The organism is Sphingomonas hankookensis (assembly GCF_028551275.1).
In the GTDB taxonomy this organism is placed as follows: domain Bacteria; phylum Pseudomonadota; class Alphaproteobacteria; order Sphingomonadales; family Sphingomonadaceae; genus Sphingomonas; species Sphingomonas hankookensis_A.
Map to the genome: position 1 here is coordinate 2,549,281 of NZ_CP117025.1, position 21,778 is coordinate 2,571,058.

Below are 21,778 nucleotides of genomic sequence, written 5' to 3' on the forward strand. Positions count from 1 at the left end.
CGATCGTTACGGAACCAAATCGCTCTCTCGCGACCTTTGTCGCCACATCCTCGAACCGACAGGCCCGTTCATGTCCTCACCGTCCAGCCCGGAAAAGCCGCTCGACCCGGTGCAGCGGGACGCTGCCATGGCGGGCCGCGAGATGCACGATCCGGGCAACGGCATCTTCTTCGCGGCGGTGAAGACCACGCGGATGCCGATGATCGTGACCGACCCCAATCTGCCGGACAATCCGATCATCTTCGCCAACCCGGCCTTTCTCAGCATGACCGGCTATGACGCGGACGAGGTGCTGGGTCGCAACTGCCGCTTCCTGCAGGGCGCGGAGACCGATCCGGACACCGTGGCCGAAATCGGCCTCGCGATCCGCGAACAGCGGCAGGCCTCGGTCGAATTGATCAATTACAAGAAGAATGGCAGCGCCTTCTGGAGCGCGCTGTTCATTTCGCCGGTGCTCGATGGCGAGCAGAAGCTCCGCTATTATTTCGCGTCGCAGCTGGACGTCACCCGCCGCCGCGATGCGGAGGAAGCGCTGCGCCAGGCGCAGAAGATGGAGGCGGTCGGTCAGCTGACCGGCGGCATCGCACATGATTTCAACAATCTGCTGACGGTGATCCAGGGGTTCACCGACGTCCTGCTCAACCAGCTGGATCGCAGCGACGCCCTCAACCCCGATCGCGCGCGCCGCTCGCTCCGGGCGGTGATGGAGGCGGCGGATCGCGGGGCCGAACTGACGCAGCAGCTGCTCGCCTTTTCGCGCCGGCAGAAGCTGTCGGGCCGGGTCACCAATATCGACGATCTGGTTCGCGCGCTGCTGCCAATGCTCAAGCGCACCATCGGCGATGCGGGGATCACGATCGACGTCGAACCCTGTGGCGACCATTGCAACGCGCGGATCGACCCGGTGCAGGCCGAGGCGGCGATCATCGGCATCGTGATGAACGCCCGCGACGCCATGCCCGATGGCGGCACGATCACGATCTCGGCCCAACCTGTCACGCTGGACGGCAGCGATCCGCGCTATGGCGACAAGCTTCAGGGCAAGTTCGTCGCTCTGTCGATCACGGACACCGGCACCGGCATGTCGGAGGAGGTCCGCGCGCGGGTAACCGAGCCGTTCTTCACGACCAAGGATCAGGGCAAGGGCACCGGCCTCGGCCTGTCGATGGTCTATGGATTCATGAAGCAGTCCGACGGCGCGTTACACATCGAATCGCAGAAGGGCAGCGGCACCACGATCCGCCTGCTGTTCCCGGCGGCGGGTTCGGTGGCCGAACCGATCCGCGCGCGGCGCCCCCGCAGCGACAGCGACCTGCGCGGGACCGAAACCATCCTCGTCGTCGAGGACCAGCAGGATGTCGGCGACCTGGCCGAGGCGATCCTGAAGGATTTCGGCTACGCCGTGCTGCGCGCCGGCAACGGGGCGGAGGCGATCGCCGTGCTGGAAAGCGATGCGCCGATCGACCTGCTGTTCACCGACCTGATCATGCCGGGCGGGATGAACGGCGTCATGGTCGCCCGCGAAGGGCGGCGGCTGCGCTCCCGGCTGAAGGTGTTGCTGACCACCGGCTATGCGGAGGCGTCGATCGAACGGGTCGATGCGCGCGGGACCGAATTCGACCTGATCGGCAAGCCGTACAAGCGTGTCGATCTGGCAACGCGGATCCGGCAGGTACTTGACGGCCACACCGGCAGCGGTTGAAACAGTCCGTTTTCAGTTATAGTGCAGTATCTTCCCGTACCGATCCCGATCGCCGGGCAGCCACAGGATGACGAAGGGGCTACGCTTGGCGACCAATGCAACTGCCCAGGACGACGGGCTGGCGACCTCGCCTTCCGACCTCGGGCACGACCTGACGATCTGCGACCGCGAACCGATCCATATCCCCGGCGCGATCCAGCCGCATGGCATGCTGCTGATCGTCGATCCTGCCGAGGGGGTGATCGTCGGTGGCGCGGGCGACGTCGCGTCGCTGCTCGGCGCCGACTGGCTGGGCGGGACGATCCTCGACCTGATTGGCGAGGCGGGATTGGCGATCCTGCGCTCGACCGTCGCCGGGCCGGTGGTGCTCGGCACGACCGGGCAGACGACGCTCTCGGTCGTCGCCAGTCGCGAAGGGCGTTTCTGGCTGATCGAGCTGGAGCCGACCGCGCCTGGCGAACCGGGCACCGACGACGCGCTCACCTGGATCGAACAGGGGGGCGAGGAATTTTCGCGTGCGGTCGATCTCGACGACCTGACGGCGCGGGCTGCGTCGATCTTCGCGCGGCTGACCGGGTTCGACCGGGTGATGATCTACCGCTTCCTCGACGACGATTCCGGAAAGGTCGTGGCGGAGCGTCATGCGCCCGACATTCACGGCTTCCTTAACCACCACTTCCCCGCATCGGACATCCCCCGACAGGCGCGCGCGTTGTATATCCGCAACCGGGTCCGCGTGATTCCCGACGCCTCCTACACCCCGGCCCCGATCATCGGCCTCGATCCGACGCTTTCCGCCGTCGATCTGAGCAATGTCGGCGTCCGTGCGGTGTCGCCGATCCACGTCCAGTATCTCCGCAATATGGCGGTCGCGGCGTCGGCTTCGGTGTCGATCATCAAGGACGGCATGCTGTGGGGGCTCGTCGCGTGCCACCATCGTTCCCCCCGCAATCTGTCCTACCTGCAACGCAAGACCTGTGAGTTGATCGCGGCGTCGCTGGCGCAGCAGATCGGTGCCAAGGAAGAAGCGGCCGAATATCGCGAACGGCTGCGGCTGCGCACCGCGGAGGACGCGCTCGCGCAGCGGTTCGCGCAGGAATATGACCCCGACCAGCTGTCCGCGCTGATCGGCAGCGACCTGCAGCGGCTGCTTCGCGCCGACGGCTTCGTACTGCAACGCGGGCCGATGCGCTATTCCAGCGGCCATGTCCCGCCGCCCGAAGCGATCAGCGACATCCTGCAATGGGTACGCGCGCAGGGGAACATCCTGCTGCACACCGCGGCGCTGGAACATCGACTGCCCGCCGCCCATGCCTATCGCGACATGGCGAGCGGATTGCTGGCGATCACGCTGTCAGCCGACGAACCGGTCGTTCTGCTGTGGTTCCGAGCGGAGACGTTGCAGACGATCCAATGGGCCGGCAACCCGCACAAGGCGGTCGAGCAGGAGCCCGACCGTCCGCTGACCCCGCGCGCCTCCTTCGCGGCGTGGAGCGAGGAAATCCGCGGCCGCGCCCTCCCCTGGAGCCCGGCGGAGATCGAGGCGGCCCACCGCCTGTCGCGGCTGCTGTTCGACGCGCGCCAGCGGCGCCGCATCAGCGAATTGAACCGCGAACTGACCCGCGCGGTCACCGACAAGGATGCGCTGCTCGCGCAGCAGGAAACGCTGATCAAGGAAGTGAACCACCGGGTGCAGAACAGCCTGCAGTTGGTCGTCGCGTTCCTGGCGATGCAGGCCAATGCCGAGAATGACGAGACGCTGACCCGCCATCTGGGCGAGGCGCAGCGGCGGTTGTCGGCCGTCGCGCTGGTCCATCGCCGGCTCTATTCCGAGGATACGGTCACGGTCATCGATCTCGGCCGCTATATCGAGGATCTGCTGGCCGAGATGCAGTCGTCGATGGGCGACGAATGGACCGGGCGACTGACCATGGACCTCGCCCCGCTGTTGATCTCCGCCGACGCCGCGGTGCAGGTCGGACTGGTACTGGTCGAACTGGTCATCAACGCCCAGAAATATGCCTATGGCGGAAAGCCGGGGCCGATCGCGATCACGTTGGAAAAGGTACGCAACCGCTTCCGGCTGACCGTCGCCGACCGGGGTCAGGGGCGGACGGGTAACCGCACCGGCTTCGGCACGCGGATGCTCGGCGCGATGGTCAAGCGGCTCGACGGTACGATCGAGGAAAGCGACAATGCTCCGGGCCTGCGCTTTACCGTGTCCGCGCCGATTGCGACGCCCGAGGACGTTTAACGCGGGTCCGCGTCGGAGGGTAATACGACCCTGGGAATATCACTCCAAGTCTAGACGCAAAAAGGGCGCGGCAGCCATCGGCTACCGCGCCCTTTGCCTGGCGCAATTGCGCGCCGCCGATTACTCGGCAGCGGTCGCCTTGGCCGGACGCGGATCGCGACGTTCGGCGATACGCGCCGACTTGCCGGTGCGACCACGCAGATAATAGAGCTTCGCGCGACGCACGACACCGCGACGCACGACTTCGATCGAATCGATGTTCGGCGAATAGAGCGGGAAAACGCGCTCGACGCCTTCACCAAAGCTCATCTTGCGGACGGTGAACGACGAACCCATGCCCTTGTTCGAACGGGCGATGCAGACGCCTTCGTAGTTCTGCACGCGGGTACGCTCGCCTTCGACGACCTTCACGCCGACCTTGAGGGTGTCACCGGCGCGGAATTCCGGGATCTTCTTCGATTCGTTGAACTTGGCGATCTGTTCGGCTTCGATCGTCTGGAGGAGGTTCATTTCTTCTGACCTTCGTCTTGCTTGTGCGCGCCAGAGGGCGACTGGACCCGAGCGTCGACATGACGCTCCCACAGGTCCGGCCGCCATAGCCGTGTATCGGATTCGGACCGTGCCTTGCGCCACGCCGCGATCCGCGCATGATCCCCCGATCGCAACACCTCGGGGATCACACGCCCTTCCCATTCATAGGGTCGGGTATATTGAGGGTATTCCAGAAGGCCGCTTTCGAAGCTCTCCTCGATACCACTCGAAGCCGCGCCCATTACGCCGGGAAGCAGCCGAACGCAAGCATCCAGCAGCACCAGCGCTCCCATTTCGCCGCCCGACAGTACATAGTCGCCGATCGCCACCGGCTCGATATCGCGCGCCTCGAACAGCCGTTCGTCGAACCCTTCGAACCGGCCGCACAGGATGATCGCGCCCGGCCCGTCGGCCAGTTGCCGTACCCGCTCCTGCGTCAGCGCCTTCCCCCGCGGAGTCATCGCCAGCACCGGGCGGCCGTCCGTCACGCTGTCCAGCGCCGCCGCCAGCACGTCCGCACGCAACACCATGCCGGCGCCGCCCCCGGCCGGCGTATCGTCGACCGAACGATGCTTGTCGGTCGCGAAGTCGCGAATCTGCACCGTATCGAGCGACCAGCGTTCCTCGCGCAGCGCCCGTCCGGCGAGCGACACCCCGAGCGGTCCGGGGAACATTTCGGGGTAGAGCGTCAGGACGGTCGCGGCAAAGGTCATGGCGACAGCCTCTGCCCGCTTGTTCGGGGGAACGAAAGACCTGCCGCGTCATTTGCGTCGCTATGCCCCCCGCCCCCTGCACGCCCGACGCCGACGCGATCGATTGCGCCATCATCGGCGCCGGTCCGGCCGGACTGACCGCGGCCATCTATCTTGCGCGTTTCCATCTCGAAATTCGCATGTTCGACTGCGGATCGAGCCGGGCGGCGATGATCCCGCGTACCCACAACCATGCCGGCTTTCCCGGCGGGATCACGGGTCCCGACCTGCTGGCAAGGATGCACCGGCAGGCGCGCGACTATGGTGCGACCTGCGAGGCGGCGACGGTCACCGCGATCGAGCGCGATGGCGACGATTTTATCGTCCGCACCGATCGCAGCACGCTGCGCACCCGTACCGTCCTGCTGGCGACCGGCGTGGTCAACCACCGCCCCGCCGGACTGGACGACGCGCTGCACGACACGGCGCTGACCCGCGGACTGTTGCGCTACTGTCCGATCTGCGACGGCTATGAAGTGACCGACCGGCGGGTAGGCGTGATCGGCACGGGCGACCATGGCATGCGCGAGGCGCTGTTCCTCCGCGGCTATAGCAGCGACGTGACCCTGATCGCGCCCGATACCGATCACGAACTGGACGATGCGTGCCGCGCCGCGCTCGACGATGCGGGCATCCGCCGGGTCGACGGACCGTGCGGCGACTATCGGATCGACGGCGACCGCTTCGTCGTTCGTACCGCCGAGGGAGACCTGGCATTCCACAGCGTCTATCCGGCGCTCGGGTCGCACATCCGGTCCGAATTGGCGATCGCCGCCGGGGCACGGGCCAGCGAGGATGGCTGCCTGGAGGTGGACGATCACCAGCGTACCTCCGTCCCCGGCCTGTTCGCCGCGGGAGATGTGGTGAAGGGGCTGGACCAGATCAGCCACGCCATGGGCGAGGCGGGCGTGGCAGCGACCACGATCCGCAACCTGTTGGCGGAGCGCCGTCCGATCCGGCGGTAGCGGCTTGTCGATCGCGATGGCACCGGGTAGCCTTGTTGCCGATGCGGCCCTGCCTTCTTTTGATCGCTTTCCTGCTGCCGACTGCACCGGCGGACGCGCAATCTTTCGACCGCATCCTCGCCGCTGCCGCCGAGCGGGAAGCGGCACGGAACTGTTTGGCGGCAGGCGCCGGCGAGATTGTCGTGTGCGGCGACCCTGATCGCGGCGACCGTTATCGCCTGCCGCTGCCGACGGTTCGCGAAGTCGGTGAACAAGGAGCGGTCATCGGCGAGGTCCCGCCGACATCGGTACAGGACCCGTTCCTGTCGGGCTGCGGCATGTTTCGCGGACAGCGCCGATGTTCGAAGCGGGAGGCGGAGGGCCATGGCTATCGTCGCGGTCGCGACCCGGTGACGCTGGTCGGCCGGCTCGTAACCATATTGGTCGATCCCGACGCGGAAATCGGTCCGCCCGCGACCATACCACCCGCCAGACACTAATCGTTACGCAGCAGGCTTGTTCGATCGCCGGGGTCATCGTATCCGATCGAGCGTGACCGAGACGCAGTTCCGCCAGCTTTTCTATACCAGCCGCAGCGCGCCCGGGGTCGATGTCGACTGCATCCTGCAACAATCCCGCCATAACAACGCGGTGGACGGTATTACCGGCCTGCTATGGCATGACGGCAGCCATTTCCTGCAGGTGATCGAAGGCCCCGAATCCAGCGTCGCCGCAACCTATGCCCGGATCGCGAACGATCCGCGCCACAGCGAACTGACGATCCTGTCGGACCGTTCGCTCGGCACGCGGGAATTCGGTTACTGGAGCATGGAGCGCGCGACGCGCTCGCTCCACGATGGCGAGGCGGTACTGGCGCGGATCGAGCGGCGATTGGCGGGCGCACCCGAACCGTTGCGCGCCGCCTTTACCGCCGCCGTAACGCGCTAGCCATCAATCGACGGCGAACAGCGCGTCGACCACCAGACGTTCGTCATTCCATTCGGGTACGGCATGAGGCTGCATCGGCACCATGAACCGCTTGCCGCCGGGCCGTTCGATCTCGATCACGTCGCCCGCGCCGAAATCGTCGATGGCGACCACCTGCCCCAGCGTCTCGCCCGTACTGGACACGACGGCCAGGCCGAGCAGATCGGCGTGATAATATTCACCTTCGCCCAGCGGCGGCAGCTGGTCACGGCCGATCCACAATTCGGTCCCGCGCATCGCCTCCGCCTTGTTGCGGTCGGCGATTTCGCGGAACCTGCCGATCACGCCGTTGGTCGCGGGGCGCACCGAGACCAGGGTCAGCGCGCCACCGTTCAGCGTCGCATAGGCCGACAGGTCGTCGGTGAACAGCTTCAGCCGCACCTCGCCATGCAGCCCATGCGCCCCGGCGATCGCCGCCAGCACGACGCGACTGCGGTCGACCGCGACGTCAGGCGTCGGGCGAGCCTTCGCCGCCGTCGGGGGTGTCGTCGCGGCCTTCGGCGGGTTCTTCCGCCGATTGGCCGACATTGGTGGCGTCTTCGTCATGGGGGCGCTGTTCTTGCGGGTCGATCATGCGTCATGCTCCTGGTCGGGATGACCCGCAACGCATGACGCAGATCAAAGGATGCCGGCGCGCCCAAAAAGACGCGCCTGCACAACCCCTTACGCTTCGGCGGTTTCGGCCGGGGCGTTGGCGGCTTCCTCAGCGGCCTTCGCCTTTTCCGCACGCTCCTCGGCGCGTTCGACGGCCTTTTCGCCCGGCTTGCCCTTGTTCGGGTTGTTGCGGGCAGCGCGTTCCTTCACACCGGCCTTGTCGAGGAAGCGGGCGACACGGTCGGTCGGCTGCGCGCCGACGCCCAGCCAGTGGGTCGCACGCTCGGCGTCGAGCACGACGCGCTTCTCGTCTTCCTTGCCCAGCAGCGGGTTGTAGGTGCCGATCTTCTCAATGAAGCGGCCATCGCGCGGGCTGCGCGCATCGGCGACGACGATGCGGTAGTAGGGACGCTTCTTCGAGCCACCACGCGACAGACGGATGCTGAGTGCCATTATTCTTCTTCCTTCGTTGGTCTGTGTAAGCCGGAGCCTTGCCGGCGGTTACTTCTTCTTGATCAGGTTTTCGAAGCCGGGGGGTAGCTGCGGCATCCCCTTGCCACCGGTGAGACCGGGCAGGCCGGGCATTTCGCCCCCCGCCTTGCTCATCAGGTCGCCAAGACCGGGGCCGCCGAGCGCATTGCCGAGGCCGCCCATGCCGCCCTTGCCCAGCATCGCCATCATGCCCTTGATGCCGCCCATCTTCTTGAGCTTCTTCATCGCGGTCTGCATTTCCTGATGCATCTTCAACAGCTTGTTGATGTCCTGCACCGTCGTGCCCGATCCCTTGGCAATGCGGATCTTGCGCTTGGCGTTGATCAGTTCGGGCTTGGCGCGTTCCTTGGCGGTCATCGACGTGATCATCGCGTCCATGCGCAGCAGGATCTTCTCATCGACCGCGCCCGACGCCATCGCCGCCTGCGCCTTCTTCATGCCCGGGATCATGCCGGCCAGCGCACCCAGGCCGCCCATGCGCCGCATCTGCGCCAGCTGCCCGCGCAGGTCGTTCATGTCGAACTGACCCTTGGCCAGGCGACCCGCCATGCGCTCCGCGTCTTCGGCCTCGATCGACTGTGCGGCCTTTTCGACCAGCGACACGACGTCGCCCATGCCGAGGATACGGCCGGCAACGCGCTTCGGGTGGAACGGCTCGATCGCGTCCAGCTTTTCGCCGGTGCCCGCGAACTTGATCGGCTTGCCGGTGACGGCGCGCATCGACAATGCGGCACCGCCGCGCGCATCGCCGTCCATGCGGGTCAGGATGACACCGGTCAGCGGCACCTGTTCGGAGAAGTTCTGCGCAACGTTGACCGCGTCCTGCCCGGTCAGCGAGTCGACGACCAGCAGCGTCTCGTTCGGCTTGGCGATGTCCGAGACGGCCTTCATCTCGTCCATCAGCGCCTGATCGACGTGCAGACGACCGGCGGTGTCGAGCATGACCACGTCATAGCCCTGCAGCTTCGCCGATTGCAGCGCGCGCCGGGCGATGTCGACCGGCTGCTGCCCCGCCACGATCGGCAGGGTCGCGACCTCGACCTGCGTGCCGAGCACCGCGAGCTGTTCCTGCGCCGCCGGGCGATTGACGTCCAGCGACGCCATCATCACCTTCTTGCCCTCGCGCTTGGCGAGCAGCTTGGCGAGCTTGGCGGTGGTCGTGGTCTTGCCCGAGCCCTGAAGCCCGACCAGCATGATGACGGCGGGCGGCGTGACCGCGACGTCCAGCTCGGCCGTATCCGGTCCCAGCATGTCGACCAGCGCGTCATGGACGATCTTGACGACCTGCTGTCCCGGCGTGATCGAACGCAGGACATTCTGGCCAACGGCGGCCTCGGTCGCCTTTTCGACGAATTCGCGCGCGACGGGCAGCGCGACGTCGGCTTCCAGCAGCGCCACGCGGACTTCGCGCATCGCCGTCCGGACATCGGCCTCGGTCAGCGCGCCGCGACCGCGCAGACGATCGAACACCCCTCCCAGCCGGTCACTCAGACTTTCGAACACGCGCGCACTCCAATTGCGAAACCCTATGAAAAACACTCAAGCAAAACACGCCGGCGGACGAAACCTCGTCGGCCGGCGTCGCCCTTGGGCGGCATTGCTGAACGATTCCCAACGGAAACGATGCGGCGCCTCTAGCGCATCGCGCCGTCCCGCGCAAGTCGCGACGACCGGAGCCCGGGTGACGACAGGACGAACACGGCCTTTAACACCTTCTATACCGATGTGCGCCGATAACGGCCGCGTATGGAATGGGATCGGCAACGCGGAACAGAGGGCACGGCCCCAGCGGAAGCGCCGCAGCGGGGGAACCGCTGGACGCTGCCGATCTATATCGCGGGCATCGTGCTGTTCGCCGGGCTGGCCATCGCGGTCATCAGCGGCTTCCTCGATCACCGCTATTTCGGTGGCGCCCCGGTCGAGCGGCACCTGTTCCTGGCGCTGATCGCCAACGCCGTCCTCGTCTTCTTCTGCTGGTTGCGCCATCGCGCCGCCGCGATCGAGATGCATGGCCGTTCGGCGGCGGAGGAACGCGCCCGGATGCTGGCGTCGCGCGATCCGCTCACCGGATTCCTCAACCGCCGTTCGCTCAGCGAAGCCGGCGCGGCGCTGCTGCGCGCGGCGACCCGGCGGGATCAGGCGGTAGCGCTGATGATCGTCGACCTCGACCATTTCAAGATGGTCAACGACATGCACGGCCATGAAGCGGGCGACGCCGTCCTGCGTGCCGCCGCCCACGCCATCGCCGATGTCATGCCGTCCGCCGCACTCACCGCGCGATTCGGCGGCGACGCCTTTGCCTGTGCCTTTGTGTTCGACGCCCGCGACCCGTCGACGGTCGATCATGTCGCATCGCGCGTGATCGCCGCGCTGTCGCAGCCGATCGAGGTCGACGATCGGCGCATCCACCTGACCAGCTCGATCGGCGTCGCGCGGTCCGACTTCGACGGGGCGGGCATCGACACGCTGCTGCGGTCGGCCGACATCGCGATGTATTGCGCCAAGAAGTCCGGACGCGGCGGCGTCACCTGGTTCAATCGCGCGATGGAACACGCGCTGATCGACCGCAACGATATCGAGAACGGCCTGCGCCAGGCCATCCCCGCCGGGCAGATCGTTCCCTATTTCGAACCGCAGATCGACCTTGCCACCGGCCGGCTGTGCGGGTTCGAGGTATTGGCGCGCTGGGTCCATCCGACGCAGGGGATTATCCCGCCCGACCGTTTCATCCCGGTCGCCGAGGATTCGGGCCTGATCGCCGAATTGTCGCTGGCGATCATGCGACAGGCGTTCGCCGCCGCGCGCGACTGGGACCCGACCTTGTCGTTGTCCGTCAACATCTCGCCATATCAGCTGCGCGATGCGTGGCTGGCGCAGAAGATCATCAAGGCGACGGTCGAGGGCGGCTTTGCCGCCAACCGGCTGGAAATCGAGGTCACCGAAAGCGCGCTGTTCGACAATCTGGCCTTGGCCCAGTCGATCGTCGGTTCGTTGAAGAATCAGGGCGTCCGCCTCGCGCTGGACGATTTCGGCACCGGCTATTCATCGCTGGCGCACCTCCGCGCGCTGCCGTTCGACCGGATCAAGATCGACAAGAGCTTCGTCCTGTCGATGCTCGACAATGCCGATTCGGCGGCGATCGTGAATGCGATCATCGGCCTTGGCGCCAATCTCAACCTGCCGGTCACCGCAGAAGGGGTTGAAACCGACACCATCGCCGAACGACTGGCGGCGCTGGGATGTGCGAAGGCGCAGGGCTGGAATTATGGCAAGCCGCTGTCGATCGCCGATACGCGGCGAATGCTTGCCGCGCGCGGGCTGCTCCATGCCGGCACGACCGAACCCGATCTGCCCGATCTCACCACCCGGCGTCAGGTCGGCTGAGATAGGCCGCCTCGGCCTCGGTCGACACCCGGCCGAGCGCCGCGTTGCGCGAGGGGTAACGGCCATAGCGTGCCAGCACCTCGGCATGGTCGCGCGCGAATTTCAGGTTCACCGGATTGCCCAGCGCTTCGAAACAATGGAGCGAGAAGCGCGCCACCCCCGCATCCTCGCTATGCATGAGCGGCATATAGAGGAACGCCCGGCGCTCCGGGGGCAGTTCCCGGTCATAACCCCGCGCGATCCCGATCAGCGCAAGCTCCAGCGCCAGCGGATCGGCCGCGAATGCCGCCGCCTGTCCCCGGAACAGGTTGCGCGAAAACTGGTCGAGCACGATCACCGCCGCGAACAGGCTGTCGCGGTCGTCGCGCCATCCCGCCGCCTCGGTCGTCAGCAAGCGCCGTTGCAACGCGCCGAAACGGTCCGCGATCATGGCGTCGAGCGCATCGTCCTTCGCGAAGTGCCGCTCCGGACCAACTTCTCTGAACCAGAAGTCGAGCACTTCGCGCGCCTGTCCGTGGACTTCCCCTGCCGCTGTCCCTAGATCGTCGCCCATGCCATCCTCCTGTGGTCCCGCCATCATAACGCTCGGCTGCCGGCTGAACATCGCGGAAAGCGATGCGATCCGCGGGCTGGTCGGCGCGCGCGACGTGGTGGTGATCAACAGCTGCGCCGTGACCAACGACGCGGTCGCCGCGACCCGCAGGGCGATCCGCAAGGCCCGACGCGACCGACCGAACAGCGAACTGGTTGTCACCGGCTGCGCGGCACAGATCGACCCGGCGAGCTTCGCGGCGATGCCCGAAGTCACGCGCGTGATCGGCAATTCGGACAAGCTGAACCCCGTCGCATGGGGGTCGAGCGAACCGGTCATCGTCCGCACCATCGACCGCGTGCTCGACACCGCACCGCAGCTCGCCGGCGGGTTCGAAGGGCAGACGCGTGCCTTTGTCGAGGTGCAGAATGGCTGCGACCATGCCTGCACCTTCTGCGCGATTCCCGCCGGGCGCGGCCCATCACGGTCGGCGACGATCGACGGCATCGTGGCGCAGGTCGAAGGAATGGTCGCAGCAGGCCATGCCGAAATCGTGCTGACCGGCGTCGACCTGTCGAGCTATGGCCACGACCTGCCCGACACGCCCAAGCTCGGCGATCTCGTAGAAGCGATCATTGCGCGCACCTCGCTGCGGCGGTTGCGCCTGTCCTCGCTCGATCCCGCAGCAATTGACGACAAGCTGCTGGAATTGCTGACGTCGGAACCGCGCGTGATGCCGCACGTGCATCTGTCGTTTCAGGCGGGCGACGACATGGTGCTGAAGCGAATGCGCCGCCGCCACAGCCGCGCCGACGCCGTCCGGCTGGTCGAGCGCCTGAAAGGCGCACGCCCGGAAATCGCCATCGGCGCCGACCTGATCGCCGGGTTTCCGACCGAGGACGACGCGATCGCGGCGAATACGCTGGCGCTGATCGACGATTGCGCCATCGTCCACGCCCATGTCTTTCCCTACAGCCCACGCGCGCGCACGCCCGCCGCACGGATGCCGCAGGTGCCGCCGCCCATCGCCAAGGCGCGTGCGCAGGCGTTGCGCGATGCCGCCGCCCGCCGGCACCATGACTGGCTGTCCGCACAGATCGGCACCATCACCGACATTCTGGTCGAACGACCCGGCACGCGCGGGCACAGCCCCGGCTTTGCCGACGTACGGCTTCCCCCCTGCCCGCCCGGTCGCATCGTCACCGCGCGGCTCACTCAACTCGAAGGCGATCAGTTGATCGGCATGCCCCTATGAGCCTTTCGTGGCACGAACGCCTGCTCGGCGGCCTGAAAAAGACCTCCGACCGCCTGACCGGCAATCTGGTCGGCCTGTCCGCCGCGCGCCTGGACGAATCGACGCTCGACGAGATCGAGGAGGCGCTGATCGCCTCCGACCTCGGCCCCGCCACCGCCGCCCGTGTCCGCACCTGCCTCTCCGAGGGGCAGTATGAGCGCAACATGGAGGAACTCGGCATCCGGCTGGTCGTGGCGGAAGAGATCGAAAAGGTCCTGACCCCGGTCGCCAAACCGCTGGAGATCGAGGCGTTTCCGCGGCCGCAGGTGATCCTGGTCATCGGCGTCAACGGCTCGGGCAAGACGACTACCATCGCCAAGCTCGCCAAGACCTTGGTCGAACAGGATTATGGCGTGATGCTGGCGGCGGGCGACACCTTCCGCGCCGCCGCCATCGGCCAGCTCAAGACCTGGGCCGAACGCATTGGCGTGCCGATCGTCAGCGGGGCCGAAGGTGGCGACGCGGCCGGAATCGTCTATGAAGCGGTCAAGCAGGCCACCGCCACCGGCATCGACGTGCTGATCGTCGACACCGCCGGGCGGTTGCAAAACAAGCGCGAGCTGATGGACGAACTGGCCAAGGTCCGCCGCGTCCTCGGCCGCCTGAACCCGGCGGCACCGCATGACGTCGTCCTCGTCCTCGACGCGACGACGGGGCAGAACGCGCTCAACCAGATCGAGGTGTTCAAGGAAACCGCCGGTGTCACCGGGCTCGTCATGACCAAGCTCGACGGCACCGCGCGCGGCGGCGTTCTCGTCGCGGCGGCGGAGAAGTTCGGGCTGCCGATCCATGCGATCGGCGTCGGCGAAACCGCCGACGATCTGCGTGGGTTCGATGCCCATGAAGTCTCGCGCATCATCGCGGGTGTGGAGCGGGTGCGCAAATGACGACCGAACCCAAGGCGCCGGTATCGCCGCTGTTCCGCATGGCGCTCGATTATGGCCCGTTGCTGGTCTTCTTCGTCGCGAACCTGCTGGCGGGCAAGATCGGCCTGCCCGACATGGTCGATTCGCTGGCGCAGGTCATCATCGCCAGCACCGCCTTCATGATCGCGAGCGTCGCGGCGATCATCGTATCGAAATGGAAGACCGGCCATGTCTCGCCGATGCTGTGGCTGTCGGCCGGCCTCGTCGTCGTGTTCGGTGCGCTCACCCTCTATTTCCGCGACGATACCTTCATCAAGATGAAGCCGACCATCGTCTATGCGATGTTCTCCGCGATCCTGACCTTCGGGCTCGTCACCGGGCGGCCCCTCCTCCAACAGCTGCTGGAAACCGCCTATCCGGGGTTGAGTGCGGCGGGCTGGCGCAAGCTGACGCTCAACTGGGCGATCTTCTTCGCGTTCATGGCGGTGCTGAACGAGGTCGTCTGGCGCCATTCGAGCTGGGATTTCTGGGTCGGGTTCAAGCTGTGGGGCGCGGTGCCGCTGACGCTGATCTTCGCCGCGGCGAATATCCCGATGCTGTTGCGCAACGGGTTGCAGATGGAAAAGGACGCCCCGCTGCCCCCGGCGGACTGACAGGATAGCAGGGTCCCCGTTCGACGCCTTCGTCATCCCGGCGAAGGCCGGGATCCATTGTGTCGGGTGTTCGCGGCTCTTTCGAACCGGTCGATGTCCGTGGATTCCGGCCTTCGCCGGAATGACGGGTGGTTGAGGTCCGCGAACGAAAAAAGGGGCCGTCCTCGCGGACAGCCCCCTCTCCCAACCCTCTCCCCTTCCGGTAGAGGGCTACAAGTTACTTCACCGCAGCATCATAACGCTCACCGACCTTGTCCCAGTCGACCACATCCCACCACGCCTTCAGATAGGCCGGACGCGCATTGCGGTACGTGATATAGTACGCGTGCTCCCACACGTCGTTGCCCAGGATCGGCGTGCCCTTCACCGGCGCTACGTCCATCAGCGGATTGTCCTGGTTCGGCGTAGAGGTGATGGCGAGCTTGCCGTCCTGCCCGACGATCAACCACGCCCAGCCCGAGCCGAACTGGTTCGCGCCCGCCGTGTTGAACTGCTCCTTCAGCTGATCGAGACCACCGAACTGCTGGTCGATCGCGTCCTTCAGCGCGCCCGACGGCTGCGACCCGCCGCCCTTCATCGTTTCCCAGAAGAAGGTGTGGTTCCAATAGCCACCGCCATTGTTGCGCAGCTTGGCCGGCGCGCCCGACATGTTCGCCATCAGCTCCTCGATCGACTTGCCCTCGAGGCTCGGATCCTCCGACACCGCTTCGTTGAGCTTGTCGGTATAGGCCTGATGATGCTTGTCATGGTGCAGCGTCATCGTTTCCTTGTCGATCGTCGGCTCCAGCGCGTCATAGGCATAGGGCAGCGGCGGAAGTTCGAAAGCCATGGGGGTTCCTCCTTGGGCATGTAAGCTCTGGTCGACCGAACGAAGGTCGGCGCGCTTGGCTCCGGTCGTTACGTTCGAGGAACATCTAGGCGTTGGGGGAGCCGGTGCAAGGCCGCTCAGCCCCCCTGCCCCAATAAACCATGCCGTTTCAGCGCGTGGCGCAGCTGGTCGTAGGTCAGCCCCAGCGCATCGGCACAGGTCCGCTGATTATAGCGCGCCTCGGCCATCGCCCGGGTCAGCAGCTGGCGTTCGAACCGGTTCACCCGCGTCTTGAAATCGTCGCACGGATCGTCCGGCGCGGCAGGCTCGGGTGCGTCACCCGTAATGGGCGCCGCCGCCGGTATAGGCGCGGCACCGGCGGTACGTGGCCGGAAGGGTGAGGCGAACGGATCGATCTCCACCAGATCGATCGGCCCCGGCCGTTCCCAGCGATAGACCGAGCGTTCGACCGCGTTGCGCAGTTCGCGGACATTGCCCGGCCAGCGATGCTCCATCAGCTGATCGACCGCGTTGGGGCCGAAGCCCGGCCATTCGTCGCGCCCGATCTCCGCCGCCATGCGCCGCCCGAAAAAGTCGGCCAGCACCATGATGTCGCCCGGCCGCGCGCGTAAGGGGGGCAGCGTCACCACCTCGAAGCTCAACCGGTCGAGCAAATCGGCGCGGAACGTGCCGCGCTCCACCCGGTCGGGTAGGTGCTCGTTGGTCGCGGCGACGATGCGGACATCGACCCGGATCGGGCGCGACGACCCGATGCGCGTCACCTCGCCATATTCGACCGCGCGCAGCAGCCGTTCCTGCGCACCCATCGACAGCGTGCCGAGTTCGTCGAGGAACAGCGTGCCGCCGTCGGCCTCCTCGAACCGCCCGGCGCGCGCCTTGGTCGCGCCGGTGAACGCGCCCGATTCATGGCCGAACAGTTCCGCCTCGATCAGCGTCTCGGGCAGCGCGGCGCAGTTCATCACCACCAAAGGCTGATCCCAACGCCCCGACAGGCGGTGGAGCCGTTCGGCGACCAGTTCCTTGCCGGTCCCCCGCTCCCCGATCACCAGCACCGGACGGTCGAGCGCGGCGGCCCGGCTGGCCCGTTCGAGGGCATCGAGAAAGGGGCCGGATTGGCCGACGACCTGGCTTGCGCGTTCCATCGCCGATGTGTGGCGTATTTTCCCAAACATTCGCAAGCGTCAAATTCATCGACCGGGCGGCCACGCGAAAAGTGACGCAAAACCGTCATTTTCGAAATTGGCACGCCTCCTGCAATGTATTGTGCAAGCCCGGCACAGGGCGCACAAAACAGCTTCAGGGAGTTCCACCATGATCCGCATCAACAAGAACGTGACCGCCCGCCAGTCGATCCTCAGCCTGATGGGCGCGGTCGCGGTCTGCTTCTTTGCCTTTGGCGTCACGACCGCAACCGGTCCGACCGCCGCAACCGTTGCCGCCGCGCCGATGGCGTAAGGCGGCGGGCCGGGGCGGTTCCGCCCCGTTCCACCCCGGCCACCCAGTATCTGTCAGGAGTAACCGATGGGCATTTTCTCCCGCACCCGCGACATCATCGCCGCCAACGTCACCGACCTGCTCGACAAGGCGGAAGACCCCGCGAAGATGATCCGCATGATCATCCTCGAAATGGAGGAAACCCTGGTCGAGGTCCGCGCCTCCGCCGCGCGCACCATCGCCGACCAGAAGGAAATGCGTCGCCACATCACCAAGCTGGAAAAGCTGCAGGACAGCTGGACCGAAAAGGCGGAGCTGGCGCTGAGCAAGGACCGCGAAGACTTGGCGAAGGCCGCGCTGGTCGAACGGCAGAAGGCGGTCGACATGATCGAACAGCTCAATGCCGAGATCGTCGTGCTCGACGATGCGCTGCGCGCGTCGGAAGCCGACATCGCCAAGCTGCAGAACAAGCTGCGCGAGGCGCGGACGCGGCAGAACGCCATCCAGACCCGGATGGAAAGCGCCAACAACCGCACCAAGCTGCGGGAGATGTATGCAGGGTCCAAGACCGCCGAAGCCTTCAGCCGCTTCGACGTGCTGGAACGCCGTGCCGACCTTGCCGAAGGTCGCGCCGAAGCGGCCGGCATGGGCCAGGGTGGCAAGAGCCTGGAGGACGAGATCGCCGAGCTGCGCCAGTCCGACAAGATCGACGCCGAACTGGCCGCGCTGAAGGCCCGCCTCAACCGGGAGGGCTGATCGCATGGGCGATTTCCTGACGGCGGCGGTCGCGATCAGCGTCCTCTTCATCGGTCTGCCGTGGCTGATCCTTCACTATATCACCAAGTGGAAACAGTCGCCGACGCTGACCAACGAGGACGAGCGACTGCTCGACGACATGCACGTCACTGCCCGCCGGCTCGAAGAGCGGCTCCAGACGATCGAGCGGATCATCGCCGCCGACAATCCCGACTTCCGCCCTTCGATGCCGCGCCGGGAATATCCGGAAAGCGATTTCCGCAACAACGATTACGCACGGAGGGACTGATGTCCGGCGCACGCACCAAATTCTATGTCGACAAGGCGAATGGCAAGATGTCGGGCGTGTGCGCCGGCATCGCCGACTATACCGGTGTCGAGGTCATGTGGATCCGCATCGGCACGGTGTTGCTGACGCTGGCCGGTGGCTTTCCCTGGACGGTGATCGCCTACTTCATGATCGCCTGGATGGCGCAGAAGAAGCCGGTCGGCCTGTACGAAAGCTATGAGGACGAGAAATTCTGGCAGGGCGTCCGGTCGAACCCGACCCGCTCGGCATCGGAAATGCGCTCGACCTTCCGCGATATCGACCGTCGCCTTGCCGACATCGAAATGTACTATACCAGCCGCAACACCCGTCTGGCGGACGAGATCGACAGCCTGCGCTGATCGGGTCCCCGCCTGAGCGGACGAAAGGGAGAGAGACGATGAGTTGGGGTGGACCGGGGTTCGTGCTGGCCCTGATCGCGATGAGCATGATCGGCTGGGTCGTGACGACCGCCATTCGCGCCAAGCACGGCTATCCGCTGAACGACGATTGGGGCGGCCCCGCCGCCCGCCGCGACGAGGTGGAACCCAGCCGGCAGGCCCGGCTGATGGCCGAGGAGAACGAACGTCTCGCAGCAAAGGTCGGCCGGCTGGAGGAGCGCATCGCCGTCCTCGAACGCATCGCCACCGATCCTGCCACCCGCACCGCCCGCGAAATCGACGCGCTGCGCTGAACCGTACGGAGTTCCAGTCATGATGAGCTATGTCGACAATGCCACGCCGGAAAAGGTCGCGATGATGCAGATGATCTTTCCCTTCATCGGAACGATCGTCGCCATCTCCGTCGCCGGATGGGTCGTCACCACATGGCTGCGGATCAAGCACGGCTATCCATTGCAGGGCGGCTGGGGCCAGAGCGTCTATCCCAAGCGCGACGACGAGACCGTCGAACGCGTGAAGCTGCTCAGCCAGGAAAACGCCCAGCTCAAGGCCGAGCTGGGATCGATCAAGGACCGGCTCGCCAATGTCGAGCGGATCGTGACCGACGGCGCCCACAGCCTCGACCGCGAAATCGAAGAGCTGCGCAGCCGCGCGAACTGAAAGGACCGGCCATGAGCCCCTTCATCATCCCCATGCTCGCCCTGATGATCCCGATCGTCGCGATCCTCAGCAAGCTAGTGTTCCAACCCTGGCTGGAACTGAAGGAACGCGAACTGCAGGTTCGCGGCACCGAAACCGCCGAAAAGGCCGCGCAATACGCCGCACAGACCGAACGGCTGGAACAGCGGGTCCGCGTCCTCGAACGCATCATCACCGACCGCGGCGTCGACCTCTCCGACGAGATCGAACGGCTCCGCGACAAACCGCTCAACTGACAAACCCGAATGAACAGGGCAGTCCGATGAACCTCACCCTTACCCTCGCACTCGCCATCACCACCCTCGCCGCCGTCGCGATCGTGGCGGTCACGACGCTCGCCGGCTGGCGCGGCTGGCTGGCGCTTCAGCAACAGCGCCTGGGCGACAAGCCGATGGCCCAGCCGACGCCGAACGCCGGCACCCGGATCGAGATCGCCGACCTGAAGGAGCGCATCCGCAAGCTCGAAGCGATCGCCGCCGGGGTGGAACTGTAGGACCAAATGCCTATAGCGGCGTCATGCAGAGCATCGACGACATCCGCGAAGAATATGACTTTCTCGACGGCGACGACCGTTACCGGCTCCTGATCGATCTGGGCCGCCAGCTGGAGCCGATGCCCGATCCCCTCAAGACCGATGCGACCCTCGTCCGCGGCTGTTCGGCATCGGTCTGGGTCTATCCCCAGCCGCAGGGGGACGGCACGCTCCATTTCCTCGCCGACAGCAACGCTGCGATCACCAAGGGGATCATCGCGCTGGTGCTGGCGACCGTACAGGACCGGCGGGCACAGGCGATCCTCGACACCGATATCGAAGCCGCCCTCGCCCCGTTCGACCTGCGCAACCAGCTGAGTTCGAACCGGACGCAGGGCATTCCCAACATGATCGCGCTGATCCGGGAAACGGCCGCGCGGCTGGCCGGAGCCCCCTCCGGCCAATAGCCCGACGCCCCTCGTCGGCGCGACCGGTTCGCCCGGCGGGCATCCGCACGTCGTTCCCGAAAAATTAACCAAGAACCGTATACCAATGGGCCGCATCGGCGGACGGCAGGGAACGGGGATGCGGGTAGATATCAGACTGCTGGAGCAGCAGCACGCCACCATCCGCGCGGCGATCGAGGAACTGCATGCGCTGACCGACATGCCGGCCGATCGCGGGTTACCGATGGTCGTCAAGGCCCGGCTGCGGCTGGCAAAGGCGGTCGCCGACAATGTCGCAACGGAAATCGCCCAAATCCATGCCCCGCTGAAAGCCCATCGGCTGACGCATCACATTCCCGAATATGGCGCGATCGAAGCCTGTTCGAACGAATTGCGCGGGCTCTTTTCCACCCATATCGCCCGGTGGACACTGCCTGCGATCCGACAGGACTGGGTCGGCTATGCCCGATCGATGCGCGACATTACCGGCCAGCTGGCCGACCTGATCGACCGCGAAGACCAATGGCTCTTCCCCGCCGCCGCCGCGCTTCTGGCCAGGATCGAGCCGACCGGATAGCCGGTCGCCGCACCCTATTTTCCCGCCAGCCCCAGCCGTTCGGCCACCGCGTCCAGATCGTCGCCCGGCCGCACCAGCAGCCAGTCGTTCGGCCGCGCGCTGTCCACGACGACCACCGCGCCCTTGGGACATACGTCGAGGCACTTCACCTCGACCACGCCGGCGGCGGATTTCGGTCCGTTCTTCAGCTTCAGATGCTTGCGCAGCGCCTTGGCCAGCGGCTTGCCGCCGTCGCCGAACCCGTCGTCCAGCTTCTTCGAACATTTGGCACAGACCAGCACGGCCTTGTCCCAGCGCGATCGGACGCCGGTTCTCACTGGGCGCTCCTCACGCCGGCTTCCAGCTCCGCCGTTCCTCGGCCACGCGAAGGACATCATAGGCCGCCTGGATCGCGTGGAATTTCTTCGCCGCCTCGGCATCACCCGGCCGGACGTCGGGGTGGAACACCTTGGCCAGCTTGCGCCATGCCAGCCGGATCGTGTCGAAATCGGCATCGGGGTCGCATTCCAGCACTTCGAGCGCGCGCATCTCGTCGCGCGACCGGGTGCCGTCGCCCGATCCGGCCCAGGCGTTCGACGCCGATGCCGCGTAGCCATTGGCGGTGCGGCGTTCCTCGGCTTCCCTCGCGCGGGCCTCTTCCTCGTTCAACCCTTCGAAGTAATTCCAGCCCTTATTGTATTCGGCGGCATGGGTTTCGCAGAAATACCAGCGATCGGGGTTGTTGGGCGATTTGGGCGCGGGGCATTTGCCGGGTTCGGTGCAGCCGTGGCGATCGCACAGCTTGACCGTCTGCGCCTCGCGGCCCTCGCTATAGCCGCGCCAGCGGGGAAAGCCCCAGTCGTTCGATCGCGTTTGTCGTGCCATTGGGTCCG

30 protein-coding genes are annotated in these 21,778 nt (G+C 66.0%); 19 read left to right on the top strand and 11 right to left on the bottom strand.

Annotated elements, in window-relative coordinates:
- Positions 1 to 70: 70 nt before the first annotated feature.
- Positions 71 to 1,702: a histidine kinase famiy protein gene (locus PPZ50_RS11955; RefSeq protein WP_066689772.1), complete on the top strand. Its 1,632-nt coding sequence runs from the start codon at positions 71 to 73 to the stop codon at positions 1,700 to 1,702.
- Between the two features lie 85 nt (positions 1,703 to 1,787).
- Positions 1,788 to 3,956, top strand: coding sequence for a histidine kinase dimerization/phosphoacceptor domain -containing protein (locus tag PPZ50_RS11960; RefSeq protein WP_272815301.1), 2,169 nt, complete (start codon positions 1,788 to 1,790; stop codon positions 3,954 to 3,956).
- A gap of 120 nt (positions 3,957 to 4,076) precedes the next feature.
- Here PPZ50_RS11960 and rplS read toward each other — a convergent pair whose 3' ends face one another.
- Positions 4,077 to 4,466 (bottom strand): 50S ribosomal protein L19, encoded by a 390-nt coding sequence (rplS, locus tag PPZ50_RS11965; RefSeq protein WP_066689771.1) that lies wholly within the window; start codon positions 4,464 to 4,466, stop codon positions 4,077 to 4,079.
- Positions 4,463 to 5,200, bottom strand: a complete 738-nt coding sequence (gene trmD, locus PPZ50_RS11970; protein WP_066689770.1) for a tRNA (guanosine(37)-N1)-methyltransferase TrmD — start codon at positions 5,198 to 5,200, stop codon at positions 4,463 to 4,465. Before trmD ends, rplS begins: the two co-directional genes overlap by 4 nt.
- A 62-nt stretch (positions 5,201 to 5,262) precedes the next feature.
- Between trmD and PPZ50_RS11975 the strand changes: the two genes are divergently transcribed.
- Genes PPZ50_RS11975 through PPZ50_RS11985 form a run of 3 tightly spaced genes read left to right on the top strand, consistent with a single transcriptional unit; the run spans position 5,263 to position 7,131 of the window.
- Positions 5,263 to 6,204 carry an NAD(P)/FAD-dependent oxidoreductase gene (locus tag PPZ50_RS11975; protein WP_066689769.1) on the top strand — a complete coding sequence of 314 codons (942 nt, stop codon included), beginning with the start codon at positions 5,263 to 5,265 and terminating at the stop codon, positions 6,202 to 6,204.
- A 59-nt stretch (positions 6,205 to 6,263) separates the two neighbouring features.
- Positions 6,264 to 6,683, top strand: coding sequence for a hypothetical protein (locus tag PPZ50_RS11980; protein WP_066689768.1), 420 nt, complete (start codon positions 6,264 to 6,266; stop codon positions 6,681 to 6,683).
- Positions 6,684 to 6,735: 52 nt separating this feature from the next.
- On the top strand, positions 6,736 to 7,131 hold the full coding sequence (locus PPZ50_RS11985; RefSeq protein ID WP_066689767.1) for a BLUF domain-containing protein: 396 nt from the start codon (positions 6,736 to 6,738) through the stop codon (positions 7,129 to 7,131).
- 3 nt (positions 7,132 to 7,134) lie between these two features.
- Here the strand turns inward: PPZ50_RS11985 and rimM are convergent, their stop codons facing one another.
- The 4 genes from rimM to ffh form a co-directional block, all read right to left on the bottom strand.
- Positions 7,135 to 7,593, bottom strand: a complete 459-nt coding sequence (gene rimM / locus PPZ50_RS11990) for a ribosome maturation factor RimM (RefSeq protein ID WP_066689879.1) — start codon at positions 7,591 to 7,593, stop codon at positions 7,135 to 7,137.
- 25 nt (positions 7,594 to 7,618) lie between these two features.
- Positions 7,619 to 7,744 (bottom strand): hypothetical protein, encoded by a 126-nt coding sequence (locus PPZ50_RS11995; RefSeq protein ID WP_269746903.1) that lies wholly within the window; start codon positions 7,742 to 7,744, stop codon positions 7,619 to 7,621.
- An 89-nt stretch (positions 7,745 to 7,833) separates the two neighbouring features.
- A complete protein-coding gene (rpsP, locus tag PPZ50_RS12000; RefSeq protein ID WP_066689766.1) occupies positions 7,834 to 8,217 on the bottom strand; it encodes a 30S ribosomal protein S16 in 384 nt (127 codons plus the stop codon).
- Positions 8,218 to 8,265: 48 nt separating this feature from the next.
- Complete coding sequence (gene ffh / locus PPZ50_RS12005; protein ID WP_066689765.1) at positions 8,266 to 9,759, bottom strand: signal recognition particle protein; 1,494 nt, start codon at positions 9,757 to 9,759, stop codon at positions 8,266 to 8,268.
- 243 nt (positions 9,760 to 10,002) lie between these two features.
- Between ffh and PPZ50_RS12010 the strand changes: the two genes are divergently transcribed.
- On the top strand, positions 10,003 to 11,640 hold the full coding sequence (locus PPZ50_RS12010) for a putative bifunctional diguanylate cyclase/phosphodiesterase (protein WP_066689764.1): 1,638 nt from the start codon (positions 10,003 to 10,005) through the stop codon (positions 11,638 to 11,640).
- Here the strand turns inward: PPZ50_RS12010 and PPZ50_RS12015 are convergent.
- Positions 11,615 to 12,193, bottom strand: coding sequence for a DUF924 family protein (locus PPZ50_RS12015; RefSeq protein ID WP_126013350.1), 579 nt, complete (start codon positions 12,191 to 12,193; stop codon positions 11,615 to 11,617). The genes PPZ50_RS12010 and PPZ50_RS12015 overlap by 26 nt on opposite strands.
- Here PPZ50_RS12015 and mtaB point away from each other — a divergent pair.
- Genes mtaB through PPZ50_RS12030 form a run of 3 tightly spaced genes read left to right on the top strand, consistent with a single transcriptional unit; the run spans position 12,192 to position 14,985 of the window.
- Positions 12,192 to 13,427 (top strand): tRNA (N(6)-L-threonylcarbamoyladenosine(37)-C(2))-methylthiotransferase MtaB, encoded by a 1,236-nt coding sequence (mtaB, locus tag PPZ50_RS12020; RefSeq protein ID WP_272815302.1) that lies wholly within the window; start codon positions 12,192 to 12,194, stop codon positions 13,425 to 13,427. The two genes, PPZ50_RS12015 and mtaB, sit on opposite strands and share 2 nt — an antisense overlap.
- Complete coding sequence (gene ftsY / locus PPZ50_RS12025) at positions 13,424 to 14,353, top strand: signal recognition particle-docking protein FtsY (protein ID WP_272815303.1); 930 nt, start codon at positions 13,424 to 13,426, stop codon at positions 14,351 to 14,353. Before mtaB ends, ftsY begins: the two co-directional genes overlap by 4 nt.
- Positions 14,350 to 14,985 carry a septation protein A gene (locus tag PPZ50_RS12030; protein WP_066689760.1) on the top strand — a complete coding sequence of 212 codons (636 nt, stop codon included), beginning with the start codon at positions 14,350 to 14,352 and terminating at the stop codon, positions 14,983 to 14,985. The genes ftsY and PPZ50_RS12030 overlap by 4 nt, the downstream gene beginning before the upstream one ends.
- A 217-nt stretch (positions 14,986 to 15,202) precedes the next feature.
- Here the strand turns inward: PPZ50_RS12030 and PPZ50_RS12035 are convergent, their stop codons facing one another.
- On the bottom strand, positions 15,203 to 15,814 hold the full coding sequence (locus PPZ50_RS12035) for a superoxide dismutase (RefSeq protein ID WP_066689042.1): 612 nt from the start codon (positions 15,812 to 15,814) through the stop codon (positions 15,203 to 15,205).
- A 116-nt stretch (positions 15,815 to 15,930) separates the two neighbouring features.
- Positions 15,931 to 16,956 (bottom strand): phage shock protein operon transcriptional activator, encoded by a 1,026-nt coding sequence (gene pspF / locus PPZ50_RS12040; protein WP_066689047.1) that lies wholly within the window; start codon positions 16,954 to 16,956, stop codon positions 15,931 to 15,933.
- Positions 16,957 to 17,125: 169 nt separating this feature from the next.
- On the opposite strand from pspF, the gene PPZ50_RS12045 reads away from it, so the two are divergent.
- From PPZ50_RS12045 to PPZ50_RS12090, 10 genes are all read left to right on the top strand, one after another.
- The gene (locus tag PPZ50_RS12045; RefSeq protein ID WP_157092689.1) at positions 17,126 to 17,269 is read left to right on the top strand and encodes a hypothetical protein; all 144 of its coding nucleotides are present in this window, start codon (positions 17,126 to 17,128) and stop codon (positions 17,267 to 17,269) included.
- Positions 17,270 to 17,335: 66 nt separating this feature from the next.
- Positions 17,336 to 18,004, top strand: coding sequence for a phage shock protein PspA (gene pspA / locus PPZ50_RS12050; RefSeq protein ID WP_066689049.1), 669 nt, complete (start codon positions 17,336 to 17,338; stop codon positions 18,002 to 18,004).
- Positions 18,005 to 18,008: 4 nt separating this feature from the next.
- Positions 18,009 to 18,293, top strand: coding sequence for an envelope stress response membrane protein PspB (gene pspB / locus PPZ50_RS12055; RefSeq protein ID WP_066689054.1), 285 nt, complete (start codon positions 18,009 to 18,011; stop codon positions 18,291 to 18,293).
- The gene (pspC, locus tag PPZ50_RS12060; protein ID WP_066689058.1) at positions 18,293 to 18,673 is read left to right on the top strand and encodes an envelope stress response membrane protein PspC; all 381 of its coding nucleotides are present in this window, start codon (positions 18,293 to 18,295) and stop codon (positions 18,671 to 18,673) included. Before pspB ends, pspC begins: the two co-directional genes overlap by 1 nt.
- A 38-nt stretch (positions 18,674 to 18,711) precedes the next feature.
- Positions 18,712 to 19,005 carry a hypothetical protein gene (locus PPZ50_RS12065; RefSeq protein WP_066689060.1) on the top strand — a complete coding sequence of 98 codons (294 nt, stop codon included), beginning with the start codon at positions 18,712 to 18,714 and terminating at the stop codon, positions 19,003 to 19,005.
- 61 nt (positions 19,006 to 19,066) lie between these two features.
- Positions 19,067 to 19,372 carry a hypothetical protein gene (locus PPZ50_RS12070; protein ID WP_066689169.1) on the top strand — a complete coding sequence of 102 codons (306 nt, stop codon included), beginning with the start codon at positions 19,067 to 19,069 and terminating at the stop codon, positions 19,370 to 19,372.
- 11 nt (positions 19,373 to 19,383) lie between these two features.
- A complete protein-coding gene (locus PPZ50_RS12075; RefSeq protein WP_066689062.1) occupies positions 19,384 to 19,647 on the top strand; it encodes a hypothetical protein in 264 nt (87 codons plus the stop codon).
- Between the two features lie 26 nt (positions 19,648 to 19,673).
- A complete protein-coding gene (locus tag PPZ50_RS12080) occupies positions 19,674 to 19,904 on the top strand; it encodes a hypothetical protein (protein WP_066689064.1) in 231 nt (76 codons plus the stop codon).
- A gap of 23 nt (positions 19,905 to 19,927) precedes the next feature.
- Positions 19,928 to 20,350 carry a SufE family protein gene (locus tag PPZ50_RS12085; RefSeq protein ID WP_066689070.1) on the top strand — a complete coding sequence of 141 codons (423 nt, stop codon included), beginning with the start codon at positions 19,928 to 19,930 and terminating at the stop codon, positions 20,348 to 20,350.
- A gap of 118 nt (positions 20,351 to 20,468) precedes the next feature.
- On the top strand, positions 20,469 to 20,906 hold the full coding sequence (locus PPZ50_RS12090) for a hypothetical protein (protein ID WP_126013347.1): 438 nt from the start codon (positions 20,469 to 20,471) through the stop codon (positions 20,904 to 20,906).
- A gap of 14 nt (positions 20,907 to 20,920) precedes the next feature.
- Here PPZ50_RS12090 and PPZ50_RS12095 read toward each other — a convergent pair whose 3' ends face one another.
- The gene (locus tag PPZ50_RS12095) at positions 20,921 to 21,223 is read right to left on the bottom strand and encodes a (2Fe-2S) ferredoxin domain-containing protein (protein WP_066689074.1); all 303 of its coding nucleotides are present in this window, start codon (positions 21,221 to 21,223) and stop codon (positions 20,921 to 20,923) included.
- A 10-nt stretch (positions 21,224 to 21,233) separates the two neighbouring features.
- Entirely contained in the window at positions 21,234 to 21,770 is a 537-nt protein-coding gene (locus PPZ50_RS12100; RefSeq protein WP_066689076.1) for a J domain-containing protein, read from the bottom strand.
- Between the last annotated feature and the right edge of the window lie 8 nt (positions 21,771 to 21,778).